We start from the raw sequence: 18,237 nt of genomic DNA on the forward strand, positions 1-18,237 counted from the left end.
ATTGTCATTCCTTTCCTAATGCGAACGTCACACCATTATGCCCATATCTTTCTGTTAAGACATTACCACCTGTTGCGTAATCTGCTGATGATACTGCAACATTACCAATTCCAACAATGGATTTAACAAACTCAGATTGAGGATATTTCAATGATGATGGTTCTAACTCTTCTTTAGTATATGTATCAAAAGGAACTTCTAGCTCTTGAGAAAATTCGATAATCCCTTTTTCATTCTTCTTTAAATCTATGCTTACAATTTGTTTAATACTTCGTTCATGAATTTGATGCATCTGGCTAAAAACTTTAAACTCTTCACTGATCGTTGACAAAGGCGTATCTCTTTTAGCGCCCATTCCTAAAATAAACTCTTTAGGAACCACTTGATAGCAATTACTTGGAAGTTTGTCAAACTGTTTAGTTGAAACCACAATGACTGCTTCAAAACTATTCGTTACCTCACTCGTTAATTGGGTGATTTTTTCCAAACCTCTTAAGTCGGTTACCCGATTATCTTCATCATATAAACCAACTTTTTTATGAGTCGCTAATAAGTAGTTGATATGTTTAGTTGTCTTTTTAAAATCGTCATACCATCCATTTATTTTTTTTGCCATCACATCAATTGCTGTCACATTTTGAACATCCGTTGCAGTTGTAATAACTGCCTGAGCATTCATCACCTGAGCTAATTTTTCAGTCAATTCATTACCACCACCGATATGTCCAGACAATAAACTAATCGCAAATTGTCCTTTTTCATCCATGACAACAACTGCTGGATCATAGCGTTTATCTTGAATTAACGGAGCTAAATGTCTTACCACAATTCCCGTTGCCATAATACAAATTAACGCATCATAAGTTTCAAACAACTCCTTAAATCCTAATTTAAACTGTTGTTCTTTATAACTTTCTGATTCATTCTCAATATTTTTTTCTAGCCCGTATAAATCTACTGAAGTGTCATTCAAATGATGTTTAATTTTTTTACCAAGTTCATAACTTCCTTTGGTAAGTGTTAAAACAGCAATTTTTTGCTCCATTACTCTGCATCACGAAATTCATGTTGGAATTCTGCATCATATAATTTTGAATAATAAAATTCTTCTCCTAAGAAATCTCCAACCATGATTAAAGCAGTTTTAGTAATATCAGCTTCATTAACTTTATCCGCAATATTTTCTAATGTGCCAACCACTTTTTTCTCTTCTGGCCATGTTGCTTTAAAGATAACTGCAGCTGGTGTTGTTTCAGGATAGCCACCTGCAACAAGCTCCTCAACCACTTTATCAACTGATTGAACTGATAAGAAAATAACCATTGATGTTCTATGTTGTGCGTAAGAACGAATGCTTTCTCTATCTGGTACTGGTGTTCTACCAGCCATTCGAGTAATAATCACACTTTGAGAAACTTCTGGTACAGTATATTCAGCACCTAAACTTGACGCTGCACCTAGGAATGAACTAACACCTGGTGTACAAGTAAATGGTAAATCACGTTTATTCATCTCTTCAATTTGCTCACGAATAGATCCATAAATTGAGAAATCTCCTGTTTGAAGGCGGACAACTTCTTTACCAGCTTTAATACCGCGCTCCATTGCATCAATAATTTCTTTTAACGTCATTGAGGCACTATCTAGAATTTCGCAATCTTCGTTACAATAAGTTAATAATTCTGGGTTTACTAATGAGCCTGCATAAATAACCATGCCAGCCTCTTGTAATAAACGATACCCTTTTAATGTAATCAAATCTGTTGCTCCTGGACCTGCTCCGACAAAATGTACTTTAACCATTTACTTTCCTTCTTTCTTTGCTTCTATAATAATAACTGGGTTTAGAGGTTTAAAATAATGCCCTGACCCTAGTTTTGTTCCATTGCCTACTTGAACTTGAACCGTTTCATAAGATATGTCATTGTCTTCAAACCATTTAAAGGCAACTGTGGCATTTTCAAGTAAGATAAAATTCAAGACCAAAGAACCACCTGGTTTTAAATGGTCAAAACTCCAACTTAAAATATCTTCTAAATTACCGCCACTACCGCCAACAAAAATACTGTCAAAGATTTCATCCATATCTAGTGGTGCTTTTCCTTGAATGACTTCTAGATTTTCTACGCCAAATTTGGCTTTGTTTTCCAAAATCAACTCAACAGCAATATCCTTGGTTTCGATTGCTGTGACTTGAAGATTTGGATACTCAACACACGCTTCAATGGAGATACTACCTGTTCCTGCTCCAATATCTAAAAATCGTGTTGCTTCTTTTAAATTTAATTTAGCCAAACTAATCGTTCTTATCTCTTCTTTTGTCATAGGAACTTTTGATCTGACAAATAAACTATCCTTCATCTAATAACACCACCACATTCATATTAAACGCTTCATCTGGCACATTGGACTCATTAAATTTTCTAATGCGTTCCTCGGGATAACTTAAATTCTCCCCAATAAAAATTGTACGCTTTAGTCCGCGTTTCTTTATTTCCTCTGCTAATTGATATGGTCCAATTTTACTATCTGTTACTAAAGCAACTTTTGGTAACAAAAGAATCACATCATAGTTTGGCTCTTTTCCATGACTACTTGTAAAAAAAGTGTCATTCATGGAGAGTTTTAATTGACTAAACATATATTGCATTGAACTAATACCTGGAATAATACGCACATCTTGTTTATCAAACTTTGCGGTCATCCAATTACCTATTCCGTAAAGAAGTGGCTCTCCTGACGCTAATACAACGATTCTTTTTTCCATATTAGACGTTAAAAAGATTTCCAATTCACTTAATTTTTTAGGTAAAACTTTTTTTTCACCTTGAAACTCTTCCGGAACTATTTCTAATTGACGACTGCTTCCTATCACAATATCTGATTGATTAATTTCTTCCAATACACGATTGAGCAATAGAGACGTCTCTCCTGGTCCGATTCCTGTAACAGTAATCATTTCCATTCCTCCATTAACTCTTTAATTGGTTTAGTAGAAGATAAGAGGCCTGTTTTAGAAGAAAATAAAACAACATCTACTTTTACTTTAGGATCTCGGTATTTTAATAATTTTTCACTACGGAATTTTATTTTGTCTGCAATGATTTGGTATACACCTTCATAACCTGTTTCACTGATAATGTCTCCAGCAGCCTCTGTTGTTAGACATTTTGAAACACGCTCTAAATCAGGTATTGGCATTCCCATTAAGGCAAGATTAGCTACTAAGATTTCTGCTCTAGCATCTGCATCTTTACTGTGGGTTGAAAAAATACCCGCAGAAACTTTAATTAATTTACCTAAATGACCAATCATGAGTACTTCTTCAAATCCAATTCGTTGGACTTCTTTTAGGACATAACCAACAAAATTACTCATCGAAACTATTTTAGTTTCATCAATCATCATTTTGTTAACGGCAAAATCTTCACCATAATTACCTGGGCTTAAAACGATTTTTTCAAATCCTTGTTTTTTCTTCATTTCAAGTTCAATTGAAATAGCTGCTTTCCAACTATCCTCAGACATTGGCGTAACAATTCCCGTTGTTCCTAAAATCGAGATACCACCAATAATACCTAAATTTCGATTCATCGTTTGTTTGGCTATTTCATAACCTTCTGGTGCAAATATCAAAATATCCGCACCTCGAGATTCTCCTAACATTTTACGAATATTATCACCAATCATTTTTCTTGGCTTAGGATTAATCGCAGGCTTTCCAATTGGTACTAATAATCCTTCTTGAGTCACTCGGCCAATTCCTTCGCCACCTTCTATCGTAACTTCAGTATCGTCTCTTAAAGTTACTTTTGAATAAATCAGCATGCCATGAGTTGCATCGGCATCATCGCCACCATTTTTTCTAACAGAAGCAATAGCTGTTTTATCATCCACTCGTTCGATTGATTCGATTGGAATTCTAATTTCTTTATCTACAGGAGATAAGACAACAACTTCTTCACACTCTTCTTCATTCAACAAAAGATGTGTCGCTGCAACAGATGCTGCCGTTGCGCAAGAACCAGTTGTATAGCCTTTTCTCATTTTTTTACCATTAACATAAACAAATTCTTCCATTTTTATTCCACATCCAATTGATAAAGAATCGCATTAATAATAGCTGCTGCGACGTTACTTCCGCCTTTTCTTCCTCTAGCAACAATTGCTGGAATGTCACTTTCAAATAATTCTTCTTTTGATTCTGCTGCTCCAACAAATCCAACTGGAGCACCTACTACTGCTTTTACTTCTAATTCTTTACTACTAACCATCTCTAGAATTTTGTAGATAGCAGTTGGTGCATTACCAATAACAAATATTTTATCTCCTTCTAGAGTACTAGCGTGCTCAACAGCTGCCATTGAACGAGTAATTTGTTTTTCTTTTGCAATCTTAACTACCTCAGGATCAGAAATGAAACATTTATAAGAGATATTTAGTTTATCCAATACACGTTTATTAATACCACTTAATGCCATTGTTGTATCTGTATAGATAGTTCCTCCTCCATTTTTAAAGAAAGATGTCATAGCATCAATCACATCATGTGTAAATTGTAGATTTTCTAAATAGTCAAAATCTGCACTTGTATGAATAGCGCGTTTAATAATCATTTCTTCCATTTTATTATTAAATTGATAATCAGGATTAATTTCATCAATCGTATCTTGGATAATCACAAAACTTTCTACTTCAATTCCTTTTGGATCTTTCATATAATTCATCATACATATCACTTTCCTTTTTTTTAATTTTTAAAAGCCTTTTATTACAAGTGAAACTATTGAAAATATAATCAATCCGATACTAGAAGAACCATACAATAATAAATTCATTCTTAAAATATCGTGACCATCTACTTCTTTTAACGGTTCTCCAATGGTTGGTTTATAAATTTCTACACCATGATAAACATGGCTGCCACCCAACTGAATACCTAGAGCACCTGAAGCCGGAGCTTCCAAATAACCACCATTTGGACTTTTATGATTTTTTCGATCTCGCCAGCCGATTAAAAATGTTTGCTTAGGATTCATATTAAGTAAAATACTGCTAAGTCCTAAGAGTAAAAAACTAATTCGAGCTGGAAATAAATTCCATAAATCATCCATTTTAGCTGATACATAACCTATTTCTTTATAATCAGGTGTCAAATAGCCCACCATCGAATCTAATGTGTTAACTGCTTTATATGCCATTGCTAATGCCGGACCACCTATAAATAAAAAGAGCATCGGTGCAATCACACCATCTGATGTATTTTCAGCAATCGTTTCGATAGTTGCCTTAGCAATTTCTTCTTCAGTTAATTGGCTGGTATCTCTACCAACAATCATTGCCACTTGTCCTCTTGCTTCTTCAAGTGTTCCTTCTTCTAACGTTTTAGCAATTTTCTTTCCTTCTGTTGCTAAACTCTTAGTCGCAAGAGTCGTATAGGCTAGATAAATAAAAACAATATGTCCGATGTACGTATTAAGTCCATAGGCTATTTTTAAAATGGCCCAGGTGGTTCCATAAGCAAGTAATACTGTACTTAGCCACAGAACACCACCCATCACATATTTCTTTTTTGAACTTAAGGTTTTTGGTATCCATTTTTTTTGAAAAAAACTAATGTAATTTCCAATAGCCTTAATAGGATGAGGCCAATGATACGGGTCTCCAAGTATTAAATCTAAGATAAAAGCGAGTAATATCAACACAAGCTTCATTACTTGTCACCCTCAGTAGCAATTGTTTCTAACAAATGATGAACAAACTCTTCACTTTGGAAAAAGTGCAAATGTAGGTAACTAGCAAACGTATTGCGTTTTTGATAGCCACCTTCCCAAGAGGAAACGACTTCACCATCTCTATTTTTTTCCATAGTCATCATGGTAGGTTCTTTTGTTTCAAAAGTTGAATGATGAAATTCATGTCCATAGATTTTTTCACCTTTTTTACCAACCAAAGTGTCCTCTTTTAAAATGCCGTAACAATAACCAAATCTTTTTAAACGAGACGTCATCTGACTTTCACCTTCAAAGACTCCAACCATCGGAAACGCTTTCTCTTCAATTTTTAACGTTTCGCCCAGATACATTAATCCGCCACACTCAGCAAGAATAAATTTGTTGTTTTCAAAAGCTTCAAAAATAGCTTCCCTCATGACGCTATTTTGTGATAGTTCATCAGCAAATTCTTCTGGATAACCTCCACCAAAATAATAAGCATCTGCTTCAGGTAATTGCTTATCTGTCATCGGACTAAAATAAGTTATTTGTACGCCACAATCTTCTAATAGTTCTAAATTATCTGGATAATAAAAATGAAAAGCATCGTCTTTAGCAATAGCTAATTTAATTGGTTTCTCTTTTCTATTTTGTTTAAAAGGATAAATTGGTTTTTCCATTTGAACGTCTTCTAAGTCATTTAGTAAACTTTCAATGTCTACTGTTTTCTCAATTGAATCAGCAATCAAATGAATCTTTTCCATCACATCATCTATTTCATTATCAGGTACTAAACCTAGTTGTCTTGATGGTAAAGCAAACGCTGGATTTTTAGGAATATAACCATAAACCTTTGTTCTCGTGTATTTTTCAATAGCGCCTTTTACTAAAGAATAATGATTTTCAGAAGCAATATTATTAATAACAACTCCCATAATATTTAACTCTTCATCAAACTCTTCAAAACCTTTAACAACAGCAGCAATTGAAGTCGAAGCAGATTTCCCATTAACCACTAGGATTACTGGACAGTCTAGTTGTTTGGCTACTGACGAACTAGAACAAGAATCCTTGTCAATACCAAAGCCATCAAATAATCCCATAACTCCTTCAATGACTGATACATCTGATTCATATGCTGCCTTTTCAAATAAATAATTCAAAACTTTTTTATCTCTAACTAAAAAGCTGTCTAAATTCCTAGATGGATTTTTAGTTATGCGGCTATGATACTTGGTATCAACATAATCAGGTCCTACCTTGAAAGGTTGAACATTAAGACCTCTTCTTTTTAAAATTTCAAGTAAGCCTAAAGTAAATGTTGTTTTCCCTGAACCACTAGAAGCAGCTCCAATTAATATTTTTTTCATTCTAACCACCCTTTTGCTGTTGGAGTCCTTTATAACAAGAGCTATATACCTTCAATTTTTGATAATAAGTTGTCACTTGATTATCTTCCAATACCCGTTTAATTGTTTCTACCTCAGTTAAATCTCTTAGTAAAATACCGATTACTGTTCCACTATGAGCAACATTTACACCAATACAAGAGTTGAACGTGCCACTTAATTCAACTATTGTTTCAAAGAAAGGTTTAGGTAAAATTTCTTGATTTAACTTGGCACTTTTTAGTGCGGCTTGTCCTAATTTTTCTAGACTTTTTTCTTTGACTGCTACTCTATAAAGGTTATGAACTCTACTAAAAGATTTAGCTTGTTTTTTTAAAAGCTCGTCATTTGCTTTAGTATGAAAAGCCTCTGTATTCAATTCTTCTTTTGGTTCTAACATCAAAACATAAAAGTTTGGCTGCCAGCCTGTTTGTTCAATGAAGTTGGCACCTCTTGAGTCAAACATCGTTAAAGAATTAAAAAAACTACTGTCAGTTGCTTCAATTGACGTGCATATTCCAGCTATTTTTTCTAACGTCATTGGTTTTTTATAATATAAACTTGCTGCATATATGCTAGCTGCCATATCTGCCGTACTACTTGCCATGCCTTTTGACACAGATAAAGATGAAGAGATACTTAGTTTTACTTCATCCTCACTAGATATCTCTAAATCAGCTAGTGTTGCCTCAAGTGCTTTTCTTGATTTCTCACCTGCTTGATTAACTGCTCCTTGATCACTTGTGATTGTCGCTACAGAAAACATATTTATGCCACAACTAACTAGACGAAACTCATCTTCAACATACCCTTGAATTAATTCACCACATGTTCCAGGACAACTAACTATGACTTTTGCCATAAAAATACCTCTCTAGAGCTTCTACTAATTTTTCATTTTCCTCACGCGTTCTAACAGCTATTCGGTAATAGTTACCATCAAGCCCTTTATAATTAGAACAATCTCGAATTAAAATATTCATTTCTATCAATGCTTTTTGTAAATCCACAGTTGATAGATATTCAAAAAAGATAAAATTGGCTGAACTTTTAACTAGTTTTAATTCGGTAAATTTAGTTAATGAAGACTCTAAAAACAAGCGTTCCTTTTCTACATAGCTCAATGTTTCAGCTAAATATTGTTTATCTTTAAGTGACTCTCTACCAGCCATATCAGCAAAGCAATTAATTCGCCAAGGAATAGCATTACTTTCTAAGTCATCCATCATATGAGAATTATCCGTTAATAGATAGCCTAACCGAAGACCTGGAATGGCAAATATTTTTGTTAATGAGCGTAAAATAACTAAATACTCATTTCCTCTCAACTCAGTTGTTAGAGATTCTTTTTCATCCACAAAATCCATAAAAGCTTCATCTATAATCAAATAAATCTGATTGTTTTGACAAAATTTTGCAAGTTTGATCATTTCTTCTTTTTCAATTATCGTACCAGTAGGATTATTAGGATTACATATACAAAGTGTATCTACCTTTTCTTCTTGGATTTTTATCATTAAATCAGTTGTATTTACTTTAAAATCATTGTCTTTTGTTTTAAAATACACAATATTTGTTTTTTGGTGAGCAAATGCATCTTCGTATTCTGAAAAAGTTGGAGCCAACACTAGAAGCTGCTGACTTTTTAAAATATTAGCCAAAGAATAGATAACTTCAGCTGCTCCATTTCCTAAAAAAATATTCTCTGGCGTTAATGAATGATAGTTAGCAATTTCTTTTTTTAATTCTGTGTATCTTAAATCTGGATAATGTAGAATTTGATCTGTATTTTCTTTCAACACTTTTAATAAGTTCTCTGATAACCCTAACGGATTAATGTTGGCGCTAAAATCAATAATTGACTTTTCAGATAAATGATAGATTTCAGCTATTTCTTTAATGTTTCCCCCATGAAGTCCTGCCATAACTTAATTCCCCTTACCACTGTTTTGAACAATAGAAAAATTTTTGATTTTTTCTGGTAAAACAGCATAAACAATTTCTGTTAAAAATAAGTTAACTAATGTTGCTATAGTCAACGGTACAAACAAAACGAAAACCAATTGTTTCAAAATTGGGTAAAGGATTAGTAAATCTAAAGGAACATTAATTAGATATGCCGCTATAATCGAAGCGACTTTTGATAGTACCGGTCTGTCGCTCCATTTGTTCCTTATGTAACCGTATACAAACATACAAACCATCATTAAGGTTGCTATAATCAAATGGACAGGTAGTGTGCTTGGAAAGCCAGCAAAAAGTGCAGAAAACATGTGTCCAAAGAAAGCTACTACCATCCCCATCGCAGGACCTAAAATAATAGTTGATAAAAATGCAGGAAATGAGTCCAGGGCAATCGATCCAAGTATCTTAATGTTTCCTCCTAGAATACTAAGTGCGATCATTAGTGCTACGATTGTTAATTTTCTTGTTTTTGTTGTCATTTTTCTTACTCCTTTTTTAATAAATTAAAAAAAACACAAACCATCATTCAATCGATTGATGTTTTGTGTTTTTGTATGGTTAAACCAGCAAGAATAAGTTTTAATATAAAACTAGCTGATAACAAAAAACAATTTCCCGATAGAATCATTTTTTCTTTTCAGCTTGGATATCCTGACTTAGCATCACCCATATCTTCTTACCTTCCCAAAACAATTACAGTTTTAACAGTGGTATAACAAGAAGTATGTCCGCTTTACAGTAGAATGGGTCTGTCGAGGTTTTTCACCTCATTCCCCAATGCTGAAAAATTAATAATTAAAATGTGAACATTAATAATTTCTACATTATCAATGGTATAACAATTAGGCAAGTTTTTCAATAATAAATTAGAACTTTGTGAAATTTTTTCTCAATTATTATCAAACTCCAATCAAAAAACCTAATTATCTATTTTTTTCATCATAATATATTCAGCAATTGTTGGCATATAGGCAGACTCGACTTTTCCAATCTCTTTATACCCAACACTTTCATATAACTCTTTTGCTCGATAATTAAAATCGCCAACCATTAAAGTGATTTTTGATTTGTTTAAACTTCGACCAATTGCTTCATAAACTCTTAGTAAAAAGGAGCCTAGCCCTTGACCTTGATATTCTTTTTTAACACCAATTAAGGCTAAATAAGGGTATTCGTGAAAGAATCCATTCTCTTCAATCCACATAACAGCAATAATTTCCCCGGATTGTGAGATGGCTCCCCAAAGCTCATTCTTTCTAATACCAGTTTTTACCCAATCAAGAACTTGACCATTATAAGCTTTGTTCAATTCGTCGTCTTTAAAAATCGCCAAACATTCTTCTAATCGAGAAGCAGGAATTTTTTTTACTTCTGAAATCATCCATGCTCACCTTTTTCTCTTATCTTATTGTTTGCTTGCTATAGCAATACCAATAGGTGTAACAAACTGTGGATAATCCGGACGTTTAACGTCTTTTCCTAAATACTTAGAAAAAACCGCAGCAAATTCATCAAAATAACTAGCTCCTCCTACAACAAACAAAGGTTCAACTGGATATTCTGATAAGAATTGTTTTGTAATATCAGCCATCTTATCAACAACTGGTTTAATAATCATGAAAGTCGTCTTTTCTTGTTCACGATCTCGTTTAATCAGTTCCGCTTCTTTAACAGATACCTTATGATATCCTGCAAGAACAAGAGACATATGTGTGCCTCCTGTTGGTTCATCCATGGTCTCAACAGCTTTGAAATTTTCAATAATACTAATTCCCGTTGTGCCGCCTCCCACATCAATAACTGCGCCTTTATCAAGATTAAGCAGACAAGCTGCTGCTGATGGCTCATCAACAACAGTTGTCACTGTTAATCCTGCTGATTCTAAAACGTTAGAGACTACTTTATAATCGTTTCCCAGAGTTCCTGGTGGTACTGCTGTTGCTGCCTCAGTTAATTCAACACCTAAAACCTCTTCAGCTTCTTGAACTAATCGAGTCACAATCTGAACTGCCTCAATATAATTGACTACAAGTCCATCTCGAACAACCTCAGCAAATTCAAAACTTCCATATACTGGATTATTTTCTTCATCTAGGATAGCTAAAACGATTGAAGACGTTCCTAAATCGACTCCTACTTTCAAAGATCCTTTCTTATCAAATGGGTTATGCTTTTTAGTATTTACAATATCATTAAATGCTTTTAATGTTTTGTTTACGTCTTTTAAATCAACCATAATATCCTCCTAAAATCTTCTTATTGTGATGCCCAGTCAGCTGGGTAGGTAACGTAGACGAATCTAGCGTCTCCTTCAACTGAGAATTGGATACTACTGCTTTTTGGAATAAATAAAATTTCTCCAGGTCCAGCAGATATTTTACGGCCATCAACAATAACAGTTAATGTTCCTTCTATAATATAGTCTACTTCATCATACTCTAAAGTCCAATCAAAAGTTGTATCTTTCATTACCATTAGGCCACAACCTAAACGAGGACTTTCTTCTAAAGTAACTAAATCTTTACAGTAAACCACATCAGATGGTGTACCCGTATCTAAACGATCATTTTCATCTACTTCAAGTAATGGCAATTTTACAGATAAAACACCACTTGGGTCAACATTTTTAGTAAATTGTGATAATGAAGACATTTTTTCCATTAATACTTGACGAACTACATCTTCAATAATATTTTTTTGATTTTCATCCATTATTTACTCACCTCAGCAACAACTTCTTCTTTTTTAGTTGTTTTATTTGAAATAAAGATTGCTACAAAAATAGCTGTAATACCTCCAACTAATTTACCAACAATCATTGGGAAGATCATTTCTTTAGCCACTCCAGCTGTAAATCCTAAGTGGTCTCCTAATACGAATGATGCTGATACAGCAAATGCCACGTTAATGATTTTTCCACGTGCATCCATGTCTTTCATTGTTTGGAACATAGCAATATTGTTTGCTAAAGTAGCAATTAAACCAGCAGCTGCTGTCTCGTTAATTCCTAATACTTTACCTAAGCCTAATAATGGTTTTTTGAAGACTCTTGTAATAACTTCAACCAATACAAATGCTCCAGCAAGTGTTAAAGCAATACCACCGACAACTTCAATACCTTCAGAAACTGGTGCAATTCCTTCAATAACTGTGATACCTACTAATTGTTGTAAAGCACCTAAAATTAAACCAATAATAGCAACAATGACAATACCTTTACCAAAGTAAGTAAAACCTTTAATCATTTTTTCTGGAGCTAGCAGTAATCCCACCATAACTAATACAGCAACGATTACGATTGGAATCAAGTTTTTAACAATCATCATCACATCAAAACCAGCAATAAGACCACTAACAAATGCCCCAACAGGAATTGTAACCATACCTGATAAAACACCCGTTGCTAAATATTTGTGATCTTCTTTTTGAATAATTCCTAATGATACTGGAATTGTAAATACAATAGTAGCACCCATCATAGCACCTAAAATAGTTCCGGCAAAAAGACCAGCTTCTGGTGTTTGAGCCATTTCCATTGCTAACGTGTAACCACCCATATCATTTGCTAAAAGTGTTGTAGCAAACATAGCAGGGTCAGCACCTAATGCTGTATAAAGTGGTACAACAATTGGTTGTAATACTTTAGCTAAAATCGGTGCTAATGTGATAATCCCGACCATAGATAGAGCTAGAGAACCCATTGCCATGATTCCTTCTTCAAACTGGTGTCCAATTTTAAACTTGTTTCCTAAACAGTAGTCAATTCCCCCGACAACCATGAAGAACGCAATAATATACATAATAATTTCATTAATACTCATCAATTGCTACCTCCTAATATCCCTCTAACTTTTTAATGTTTTTCATTATTGATTGTTTCTTTCGACAGAATCAATAATTCCAACAATCGCAGCATCAACTGGAGTGCCAGGAGATTCAAGTGCAATTCGGGCTGATCCACCTGTTGTCACCAATACTAAGTCACCAAAACCAGCACCTTCAGTATCTGCTGCAACAATTGTTTTAATAGTTTCTTCATTGGTTTCATCTTCAATATCTACCAAAAGAAACTTCAAACCATTTAAATGTTCATTTTTACGGGTTGCCCAAAGACTTCCTGACACTTTTCCAATTAACATAATTACTCCTCTTTTCTCGCATAATTTAGCTGCAATTGTTGTTCTCTTATATAATCTTTAGCTAATGGTGTAATAATCGTTCCTTTTTCAACTTCAAAAACGGTCACACCTTTAGCAACTTCTTTTTGTAAGTACTCCATAGTCCAAGCTTTGGAAGTTGTCTTAGTTTTAGTTGATTTAGTTTCGATGGTAATAAATTGTGCACCAAATCTTACCCATTGTTCTTCACACGACTTGACATGAGCTTTCATACCGTAGGGACTATCCTGCAAAAGAGTCGCGTATTCTTTTGCTCCATTTAGTACAAAGACTGGTTTCTTATTTAATAACGCATCTAAAATTTCACGGTCTTCATCTGTAGTAGGTAACATATTGGAGATCCCGATTAATCTCTCTAGAGTTAATTCAGTTAGTACAACACCTGAACTCGCTTCGATTGAAGCTCCTTCTACATAATCATATTCTTTCAAAAAGAGAGCTAGTTCTTCTGTTTTCTTACCGTAAACTTTTATTTGTTTGGCTAAATCATCAAAAATTTCAGGAACTTCACCAAGTTTTTCTAAAACCTTTTGAGTAACTAATTTTACTAATTCTTCAATGTTATCCATGGTTATCACCTGTTTTTTTAATAATTGTTCCTCTAATACCTTTTCTGTAACCACATGCATTTGCTTCATCGTAATCAATATGCATAAATGTTGCAAAATTAGAGTGGATACGAATAACCACATCATCAAAAATCAGAGGTCTTTCACCATTGATTTTTACTTGAACAATTTCTCCATGGGTTACACAAAAACGTTCCGCATCTTCTAAAGTTAGATGAACATGACGTTTAGCTATGATTAAACCTTTTGAAATTCTCAAGCTTTTTACACCATTCATTATCAAAATACCTGGTGTCTCAGAAATATGACCACTCTGTCGAACAGGAACTTTAATTCCTAACGTTAGAGCATCTGTTCCAGATACCTCAACTTGAGTTTCTTGACGTTCTGGTCCAAGTATTATCACATTTTTTAAGGTGCCTTTAGGTCCAACTAGATTAATTCGTTCTTTACATATAAATTGACTTGGTTGTGATAAATCTTTAGCTTTTGTTAATTGGTAGCCTTTTCCAAATAGAGCATCGATATCTTGTCGAGATAGATGAACATGTCTTTCAATAGCTTCAACTTCAACACCAAGTTGGGATTGAACTCTTCTAACTACTTCTCTAACAATATCGTTTATATCTCCAGTTGCTATTTCCACTCTGAATCCCTCCCTTATTTATTTAATCATGAAATACTACTTATTCATTAGTGATTGAATATATAAAGGAAGCTTGGTTTCAAGCTCTACTAAGTCTTCTCTTAAACTAACACCAAAACCATTACTAAAACGAGTAACTGTTTCACAACAAACATCTTCACATAAAAGAGATAAACGAGATAATTCTAAATAACTTTCTTCCATTTCAAAATTAATCTCTATTTCTTCAGTTTCTGTTACGTGAGATAGATAACTTGTATTCACCCAATTACCCTGGGATAAACTTTCCAACACATCATCGATTGTTTTCAAAACAATTTGAAGATCATCTTTTAAGTTTTCTTTTTCAAGTTTTTCTAACGCTTTTTGTGTTTTTATAACTTCTAGTTTAAAAAGAGACCATTGAATACGAATTTTTTTAAGTGGATAAGTTTCAACCGGTTGACTATCTTTTTCAGTCACTTTAGTTACCTCATCAACTGGTAATTCATCTTCGCTAGTTGTTGTATCTTCTTGATGTAGCTTAGGGGAACCTTCGATGATAACGTTAATGCCTCGATCAGTTAAAAAACCTTTTGCAGAGGGCGTTACAATAGTTCCTTTAGCTATTATCATTTCCGTTAGATGCTCTTTTTTTAGTAATCGTCGAACATCACTTTCAGTTAAAACGGCCACGATAACACACCCTTTTCTTTGATAAAAGGGTATATTCATACAGACATATACCCTTTCACACTCTTTATTTTTAAACTAGTTTGTTAATTAACCAATTTTTGGTAAGATTTCGTCAACTTCTGAATGAGGACGAGGAATTACGTGAACTGATAATAATTCTCCAACACGTTCAGCAGCTGCTGCTCCAGCGTCTGTTGCAGCTTTAACCGCACCAACATCACCACGAACCATAACTGTTACTAATCCGCCACCTACTTGTTCTTTACCAATTAAAGTAACGTTAGCAGCTTTAACCATAGCGTCTGCTGCTTCGATAGCTCCTACTAAACCTTTTGTTTCGATCATTCCTAATGCATTTGCGTTCATAATAATGTTCCTCCTAATATTTTATGTATAATTTATTTTAATATAATTAAAACCAAGTTTAAAGTTTTTCTAATACGGCTTCAACAATTTTATTGATTAAGTCGTCTTTAGAAGCTGATGTTGCTGTTGGTGTTGATACTGAACAAGCTGTTGAAGAATTTTCAACTAAGTTAATATCTTCACCACGTAATTCGTCTAACTCACGCATACCGTAAGCAACACGACGAACGTTGAATAAGTTTTCTGGGCTGATGTTATCAGATGTTGAACTTCCACCAACAGCTCCACAACCTAATGTTAAGGCTGGGTTAATGTTAGTTGAAGCACCGATACCACCTAAAGTACCAGGAGTGTTAACTAATAGACGAGAAACAGGTTTTCTTAAACCAAATTCTCTTACAATGTTTTCATCTTCTGTATGAATTACCATTGTGTGTCCTGCACCTTCATTTGTCAAGATTTCAATACATAACTCGCAAGCTTCTTGCCAAGTTTTTGTTGTATAGAAAGCTAAGATTGGTGCTAATTTTTCTCTAGAATAAGGAACTTTCATTCCAACACGTTCTTCTTCAGCGATTAATACGCGAGTGCCTTGTGGGAATGTTAATCCTGTTAATTTGCTAATTGCTTCAATTGATTTACCAACAATTTGTGGGTTCATTGTTCCATTAGCACGCATGATGAATTTTTCTAAAATTTGAGCTTCATCTTTTGTTAAGAAGTAAGCATTTTGTTTTTTGAATTCTTCAACAACAGCTTGTCTACTTGCTTCTTCAACTACTACAGATTGTTCTGAAGCACAGATTGTTCCGTTATCAAATGTTTTTGAATCCATAATATGTTTAACAGCTTTTGAAATGTTTGCTGTTTTTTCGATAAATGCTGGACCGTTACCAGGACCTACACCAATTGCAGGTGTACCAGAAGAATAAGCAGATTTAACCATTGCAGATCCACCAGTAGCTAAAATTAATTTAGTCATATCATGTTTCATTAATTCAGCAGTTCCTTGCATAGTTGGTTTTGTCATAACGCTAATTGCGCCAGCAGGACAACCTTCTCTAACTGCAGCATTTCTAATAATATCAACTGTTTCTTTAATACATTTTAAAGCAGTTGGATGTGGAGAAAATACAATACTGTTACCAGCTTTGATTGAAATTAAAGCTTTATAGATAACTGTTGAAGTTGGGTTTGTTGAAGGAATAATCCCTGCAACTACACCAACTGGTACAGCGATGTCTGTTACTTTGTTTACTGTATCGTCTTTTACAACACCTACAGTTTTCATATCTTTAATACTATCCCAAACAGCTTTAGAAGCGAATGAATTTTTGACTACTTTATCTTGCCAAATTCCGAATCCTGTTTCTTCATTTGCCATTTTTGCTAATTTAATTCTGTTATCGTATGCTGCAGCCATCATTGCTTTACAGATATTGTCAATTTTTTCTTGAGAAAAAGTTGCTAATTCTTTTTGAGCTTCAGTTGCATCATTTAATAAATTACGTACCTCTTGAATCGATACTAGATCTTTATCTACTACGTTTACCAAAATTTATTCCCTCCTATTTTTTATTTGTTTTCGGTTTTTTTTTCGTATTTTTTTCTTTTTTAACGTCTGAGTTTTTCTTCTCAGTTTTAGCTGGTTCAGGTTTTACTTCTTTAACTTCAGTTACTTCTTCTTTTACTGGTTCTGGCTTAATTTCTTCAACTTTATTCGGTTTTGACGCTTGTTTTTTCTTTACGCTTTCCATAACCATTTTAGCTGTATCTTCAGCCATACGAGGAATAACGTGACTAGAAAGTAAACAATTAAGATTTTCAGCAACAGCTGTAGCTGAGTCAACAGCTACTTTAACTGCAGCAACATCTCCAGTTAATTGAATAGTTGTTTGACCACCTTTAATAACTTCAGCATTTAAAAGAACGACATCAGCAGTTTTTAAAGCGGCATCAGCAGCAGCTACTGCCCCTAAAAAACCTTTGATTTCGACTAAACCTAGTGCTTCAATTTTCAATTCGGCTACCTCCTTTTAAATATTAATTAATGACTAATATGATTTTGGATTAGCCGCCACTGATTGAACAGCTTGAGCAAATGCATCACATGCTGCTTGACAAGCTGATTGACTACCTGTTAATAACCCACCAGCAAAGTTTGTTTCTGATGGAGGACCATAAAAGGCTGCAACTTCAACATCAGCTGCTTTAATTGCTGCATCAAGTGCATACATTGCTTCAATCGGTGGTGCGATTAAGTAAGCTAATGATTCGCCTTCTTTAATACCAGCTTCTTTTGATAAATGAGTACCTGTTCTAGACACTAAATGTGCATAGTAAGGAATGCTATCATCTTCATTAGCACTGATAAATCCTGGGCTGTTTTCAATTTCATAAACGATTACGTCTAAGCCGCTTTTAACTTCAGCAGGGTTTGGTCCAGCAATAATACCGATAACTTCACCAGCTAATTTTGTACTAGCACTTCCAGCACCAGCGTAAAGACTACGAGCATAAACAACATCAACAACAGCTTTTTTAGTTGCTTCATCTAAAGCAACATAAGTAACATCATCGCAATCCCCAGTTACTAAACCTAAACTGCGGTGCTTTGTTGGATCTAAGTTTAACGCTTTAGCCATTCCAGCATCAACGTTGGAAATAATTTTAACGCTAAGTACATTAGCTCCTAATGCATCATTAATCATGAATATTTCCTCCTATTTTTTAAAA

23 protein-coding genes and 1 riboswitch are annotated in these 18,237 nt (G+C 34.1%); all 23 genes read right to left on the reverse strand.

Annotated features, from left to right (window positions below; genetic code table 11):
* Positions 1 to 4 precede the first annotated feature (4 nt).
* Complete coding sequence (locus H9L18_RS11580) at positions 5 to 1,045, reverse strand: cobalt-precorrin 5A hydrolase (RefSeq protein ID WP_126792079.1); 1,041 nt, start codon at positions 1,043 to 1,045, stop codon at positions 5 to 7.
* The gene (locus H9L18_RS11585; protein WP_126792077.1) at positions 1,045 to 1,803 is read right to left on the reverse strand and encodes a cobalt-precorrin-4 methyltransferase; all 759 of its coding nucleotides are present in this window, start codon (positions 1,801 to 1,803) and stop codon (positions 1,045 to 1,047) included. The genes H9L18_RS11580 and H9L18_RS11585 overlap by 1 nt, the downstream gene beginning before the upstream one ends.
* Entirely contained in the window at positions 1,804 to 2,361 is a 558-nt protein-coding gene (locus H9L18_RS11590) for a decarboxylating cobalt-precorrin-6B (C(15))-methyltransferase (RefSeq protein WP_126792075.1), read from the reverse strand.
* A complete protein-coding gene (locus H9L18_RS11595) occupies positions 2,351 to 2,959 on the reverse strand; it encodes a cobalt-precorrin-7 (C(5))-methyltransferase (RefSeq protein WP_126792073.1) in 609 nt (202 codons plus the stop codon). Before H9L18_RS11595 ends, H9L18_RS11590 begins: the two co-directional genes overlap by 11 nt.
* Entirely contained in the window at positions 2,956 to 4,080 is a 1,125-nt protein-coding gene (gene cbiD, locus H9L18_RS11600) for a cobalt-precorrin-5B (C(1))-methyltransferase CbiD (protein ID WP_126792071.1), read from the reverse strand. The genes H9L18_RS11595 and cbiD overlap by 4 nt, the downstream gene beginning before the upstream one ends.
* 2 nt (positions 4,081 to 4,082) lie before the next feature.
* Entirely contained in the window at positions 4,083 to 4,727 is a 645-nt protein-coding gene (locus tag H9L18_RS11605; protein WP_126792540.1) for a cobalt-precorrin-8 methylmutase, read from the reverse strand.
* Between the two features lie 30 nt (positions 4,728 to 4,757).
* Positions 4,758 to 5,714: an adenosylcobinamide-phosphate synthase CbiB gene (gene cbiB / locus H9L18_RS11610; RefSeq protein ID WP_126792068.1), complete on the reverse strand. Its 957-nt coding sequence runs from the start codon at positions 5,712 to 5,714 to the stop codon at positions 4,758 to 4,760.
* Positions 5,714 to 7,084 carry a cobyrinic acid a,c-diamide synthase CobB gene (locus tag H9L18_RS11615; protein ID WP_126792066.1) on the reverse strand — a complete coding sequence of 457 codons (1,371 nt, stop codon included), beginning with the start codon at positions 7,082 to 7,084 and terminating at the stop codon, positions 5,714 to 5,716. Before H9L18_RS11615 ends, cbiB begins: the two co-directional genes overlap by 1 nt.
* Position 7,085: 1 nt before the next feature.
* Complete coding sequence (locus H9L18_RS11620; protein ID WP_126792064.1) at positions 7,086 to 7,964, reverse strand: GHMP family kinase ATP-binding protein; 879 nt, start codon at positions 7,962 to 7,964, stop codon at positions 7,086 to 7,088.
* Positions 7,945 to 9,027 (reverse strand): threonine-phosphate decarboxylase CobD, encoded by a 1,083-nt coding sequence (gene cobD / locus H9L18_RS11625; protein ID WP_126792062.1) that lies wholly within the window; start codon positions 9,025 to 9,027, stop codon positions 7,945 to 7,947. Before cobD ends, H9L18_RS11620 begins: the two co-directional genes overlap by 20 nt.
* Positions 9,028 to 9,030: 3 nt before the next feature.
* Complete coding sequence (locus tag H9L18_RS11630) at positions 9,031 to 9,546, reverse strand: ECF transporter S component (protein WP_126792055.1); 516 nt, start codon at positions 9,544 to 9,546, stop codon at positions 9,031 to 9,033.
* 143 nt (positions 9,547 to 9,689) lie between these two features.
* Positions 9,690 to 9,867, reverse strand: a riboswitch (cobalamin riboswitch).
* Between the two features lie 119 nt (positions 9,868 to 9,986).
* A complete protein-coding gene (locus H9L18_RS11635; protein WP_126792053.1) occupies positions 9,987 to 10,448 on the reverse strand; it encodes a GNAT family N-acetyltransferase in 462 nt (153 codons plus the stop codon).
* Between the two features lie 24 nt (positions 10,449 to 10,472).
* Positions 10,473 to 11,303 (reverse strand): ethanolamine utilization protein EutJ, encoded by an 831-nt coding sequence (gene eutJ, locus H9L18_RS11640; protein WP_126792051.1) that lies wholly within the window; start codon positions 11,301 to 11,303, stop codon positions 10,473 to 10,475.
* A 20-nt stretch (positions 11,304 to 11,323) separates the two neighbouring features.
* Positions 11,324 to 11,779 (reverse strand): cupin domain-containing protein, encoded by a 456-nt coding sequence (locus H9L18_RS11645; RefSeq protein WP_126792049.1) that lies wholly within the window; start codon positions 11,777 to 11,779, stop codon positions 11,324 to 11,326.
* Positions 11,779 to 12,888, reverse strand: coding sequence for an ethanolamine utilization protein EutH (gene eutH / locus H9L18_RS11650; protein WP_126792047.1), 1,110 nt, complete (start codon positions 12,886 to 12,888; stop codon positions 11,779 to 11,781). The genes H9L18_RS11645 and eutH overlap by 1 nt, the downstream gene beginning before the upstream one ends.
* Before the next feature lie 45 nt (positions 12,889 to 12,933).
* The gene (locus H9L18_RS11655) at positions 12,934 to 13,206 is read right to left on the reverse strand and encodes a EutN/CcmL family microcompartment protein (RefSeq protein ID WP_126792045.1); all 273 of its coding nucleotides are present in this window, start codon (positions 13,204 to 13,206) and stop codon (positions 12,934 to 12,936) included.
* Positions 13,207 to 13,208: 2 nt separating this feature from the next.
* Positions 13,209 to 13,814: a hypothetical protein gene (locus H9L18_RS11660; RefSeq protein ID WP_126792043.1), complete on the reverse strand. Its 606-nt coding sequence runs from the start codon at positions 13,812 to 13,814 to the stop codon at positions 13,209 to 13,211.
* Positions 13,807 to 14,454 (reverse strand): ethanolamine utilization phosphate acetyltransferase EutD, encoded by a 648-nt coding sequence (gene eutD, locus H9L18_RS11665; RefSeq protein WP_126792538.1) that lies wholly within the window; start codon positions 14,452 to 14,454, stop codon positions 13,807 to 13,809. Before eutD ends, H9L18_RS11660 begins: the two co-directional genes overlap by 8 nt.
* A gap of 42 nt (positions 14,455 to 14,496) precedes the next feature.
* Positions 14,497 to 15,135, reverse strand: coding sequence for a hypothetical protein (locus H9L18_RS11670; RefSeq protein ID WP_126792040.1), 639 nt, complete (start codon positions 15,133 to 15,135; stop codon positions 14,497 to 14,499).
* 87 nt (positions 15,136 to 15,222) lie between these two features.
* Positions 15,223 to 15,501 (reverse strand): ethanolamine utilization microcompartment protein EutM, encoded by a 279-nt coding sequence (gene eutM / locus H9L18_RS11675; RefSeq protein ID WP_221884884.1) that lies wholly within the window; start codon positions 15,499 to 15,501, stop codon positions 15,223 to 15,225.
* 58 nt (positions 15,502 to 15,559) lie between these two features.
* Entirely contained in the window at positions 15,560 to 17,056 is a 1,497-nt protein-coding gene (locus H9L18_RS11680) for an acetaldehyde dehydrogenase (acetylating) (protein ID WP_126792036.1), read from the reverse strand.
* Positions 17,057 to 17,069: 13 nt separating this feature from the next.
* Positions 17,070 to 17,522, reverse strand: a complete 453-nt coding sequence (locus H9L18_RS11685; protein WP_246433283.1) for a BMC domain-containing protein — start codon at positions 17,520 to 17,522, stop codon at positions 17,070 to 17,072.
* Positions 17,523 to 17,555: 33 nt separating this feature from the next.
* Complete coding sequence (eutL, locus tag H9L18_RS11690; protein ID WP_126792034.1) at positions 17,556 to 18,212, reverse strand: ethanolamine utilization microcompartment protein EutL; 657 nt, start codon at positions 18,210 to 18,212, stop codon at positions 17,556 to 17,558.
* Positions 18,213 to 18,237 lie beyond the last annotated feature (25 nt).

This window comes from Vagococcus carniphilus, assembly GCF_014397115.1.
Lineage (GTDB): Bacteria > Bacillota > Bacilli > Lactobacillales > Vagococcaceae > Vagococcus > Vagococcus carniphilus.

What these genes read in the sequence shown, in the direction of transcription:
- H9L18_RS11580 (WP_126792079.1), bottom strand. Translation starts at nt 1,045, where the DNA reads ATGGAGCAAAAAATTGCTGTTTTAACACTTACCAAAGGAAGTTATGAA.
- H9L18_RS11585 (WP_126792077.1), bottom strand. Translation starts at nt 1,803, where the DNA reads ATGGTTAAAGTACATTTTGTCGGAGCAGGTCCAGGAGCAACAGATTTG.
- H9L18_RS11590 (WP_126792075.1), bottom strand. Translation starts at nt 2,361, where the DNA reads ATGAAGGATAGTTTATTTGTCAGATCAAAAGTTCCTATGACAAAAGAA.
- H9L18_RS11595 (WP_126792073.1), bottom strand. Translation starts at nt 2,959, where the DNA reads ATGATTACTGTTACAGGAATCGGACCAGGAGAGACGTCTCTATTGCTC.
- cbiD (WP_126792071.1), bottom strand. Translation starts at nt 4,080, where the DNA reads ATGGAAGAATTTGTTTATGTTAATGGTAAAAAAATGAGAAAAGGCTAT.
- H9L18_RS11605 (WP_126792540.1), bottom strand. Translation starts at nt 4,727, where the DNA reads ATGAATTATATGAAAGATCCAAAAGGAATTGAAGTAGAAAGTTTTGTG.
- cbiB (WP_126792068.1), bottom strand. Translation starts at nt 5,714, where the DNA reads ATGAAGCTTGTGTTGATATTACTCGCTTTTATCTTAGATTTAATACTT.
- H9L18_RS11615 (WP_126792066.1), bottom strand. Translation starts at nt 7,084, where the DNA reads ATGAAAAAAATATTAATTGGAGCTGCTTCTAGTGGTTCAGGGAAAACA.
- H9L18_RS11620 (WP_126792064.1), bottom strand. Translation starts at nt 7,964, where the DNA reads ATGGCAAAAGTCATAGTTAGTTGTCCTGGAACATGTGGTGAATTAATT.
- cobD (WP_126792062.1), bottom strand. Translation starts at nt 9,027, where the DNA reads ATGGCAGGACTTCATGGGGGAAACATTAAAGAAATAGCTGAAATCTAT.
- H9L18_RS11630 (WP_126792055.1), bottom strand. Translation starts at nt 9,546, where the DNA reads ATGACAACAAAAACAAGAAAATTAACAATCGTAGCACTAATGATCGCA.
- H9L18_RS11635 (WP_126792053.1), bottom strand. Translation starts at nt 10,448, where the DNA reads ATGATTTCAGAAGTAAAAAAAATTCCTGCTTCTCGATTAGAAGAATGT.
- eutJ (WP_126792051.1), bottom strand. Translation starts at nt 11,303, where the DNA reads ATGGTTGATTTAAAAGACGTAAACAAAACATTAAAAGCATTTAATGAT.
- H9L18_RS11645 (WP_126792049.1), bottom strand. Translation starts at nt 11,779, where the DNA reads ATGGATGAAAATCAAAAAAATATTATTGAAGATGTAGTTCGTCAAGTA.
- eutH (WP_126792047.1), bottom strand. Translation starts at nt 12,888, where the DNA reads ATGAGTATTAATGAAATTATTATGTATATTATTGCGTTCTTCATGGTT.
- H9L18_RS11655 (WP_126792045.1), bottom strand. Translation starts at nt 13,206, where the DNA reads ATGTTAATTGGAAAAGTGTCAGGAAGTCTTTGGGCAACCCGTAAAAAT.
- H9L18_RS11660 (WP_126792043.1), bottom strand. Translation starts at nt 13,814, where the DNA reads ATGGATAACATTGAAGAATTAGTAAAATTAGTTACTCAAAAGGTTTTA.
- eutM (WP_221884884.1), bottom strand. Translation starts at nt 15,501, where the DNA reads ATGAACGCAAATGCATTAGGAATGATCGAAACAAAAGGTTTAGTAGGA.
- eutL (WP_126792034.1), bottom strand. Translation starts at nt 18,212, where the DNA reads ATGATTAATGATGCATTAGGAGCTAATGTACTTAGCGTTAAAATTATT.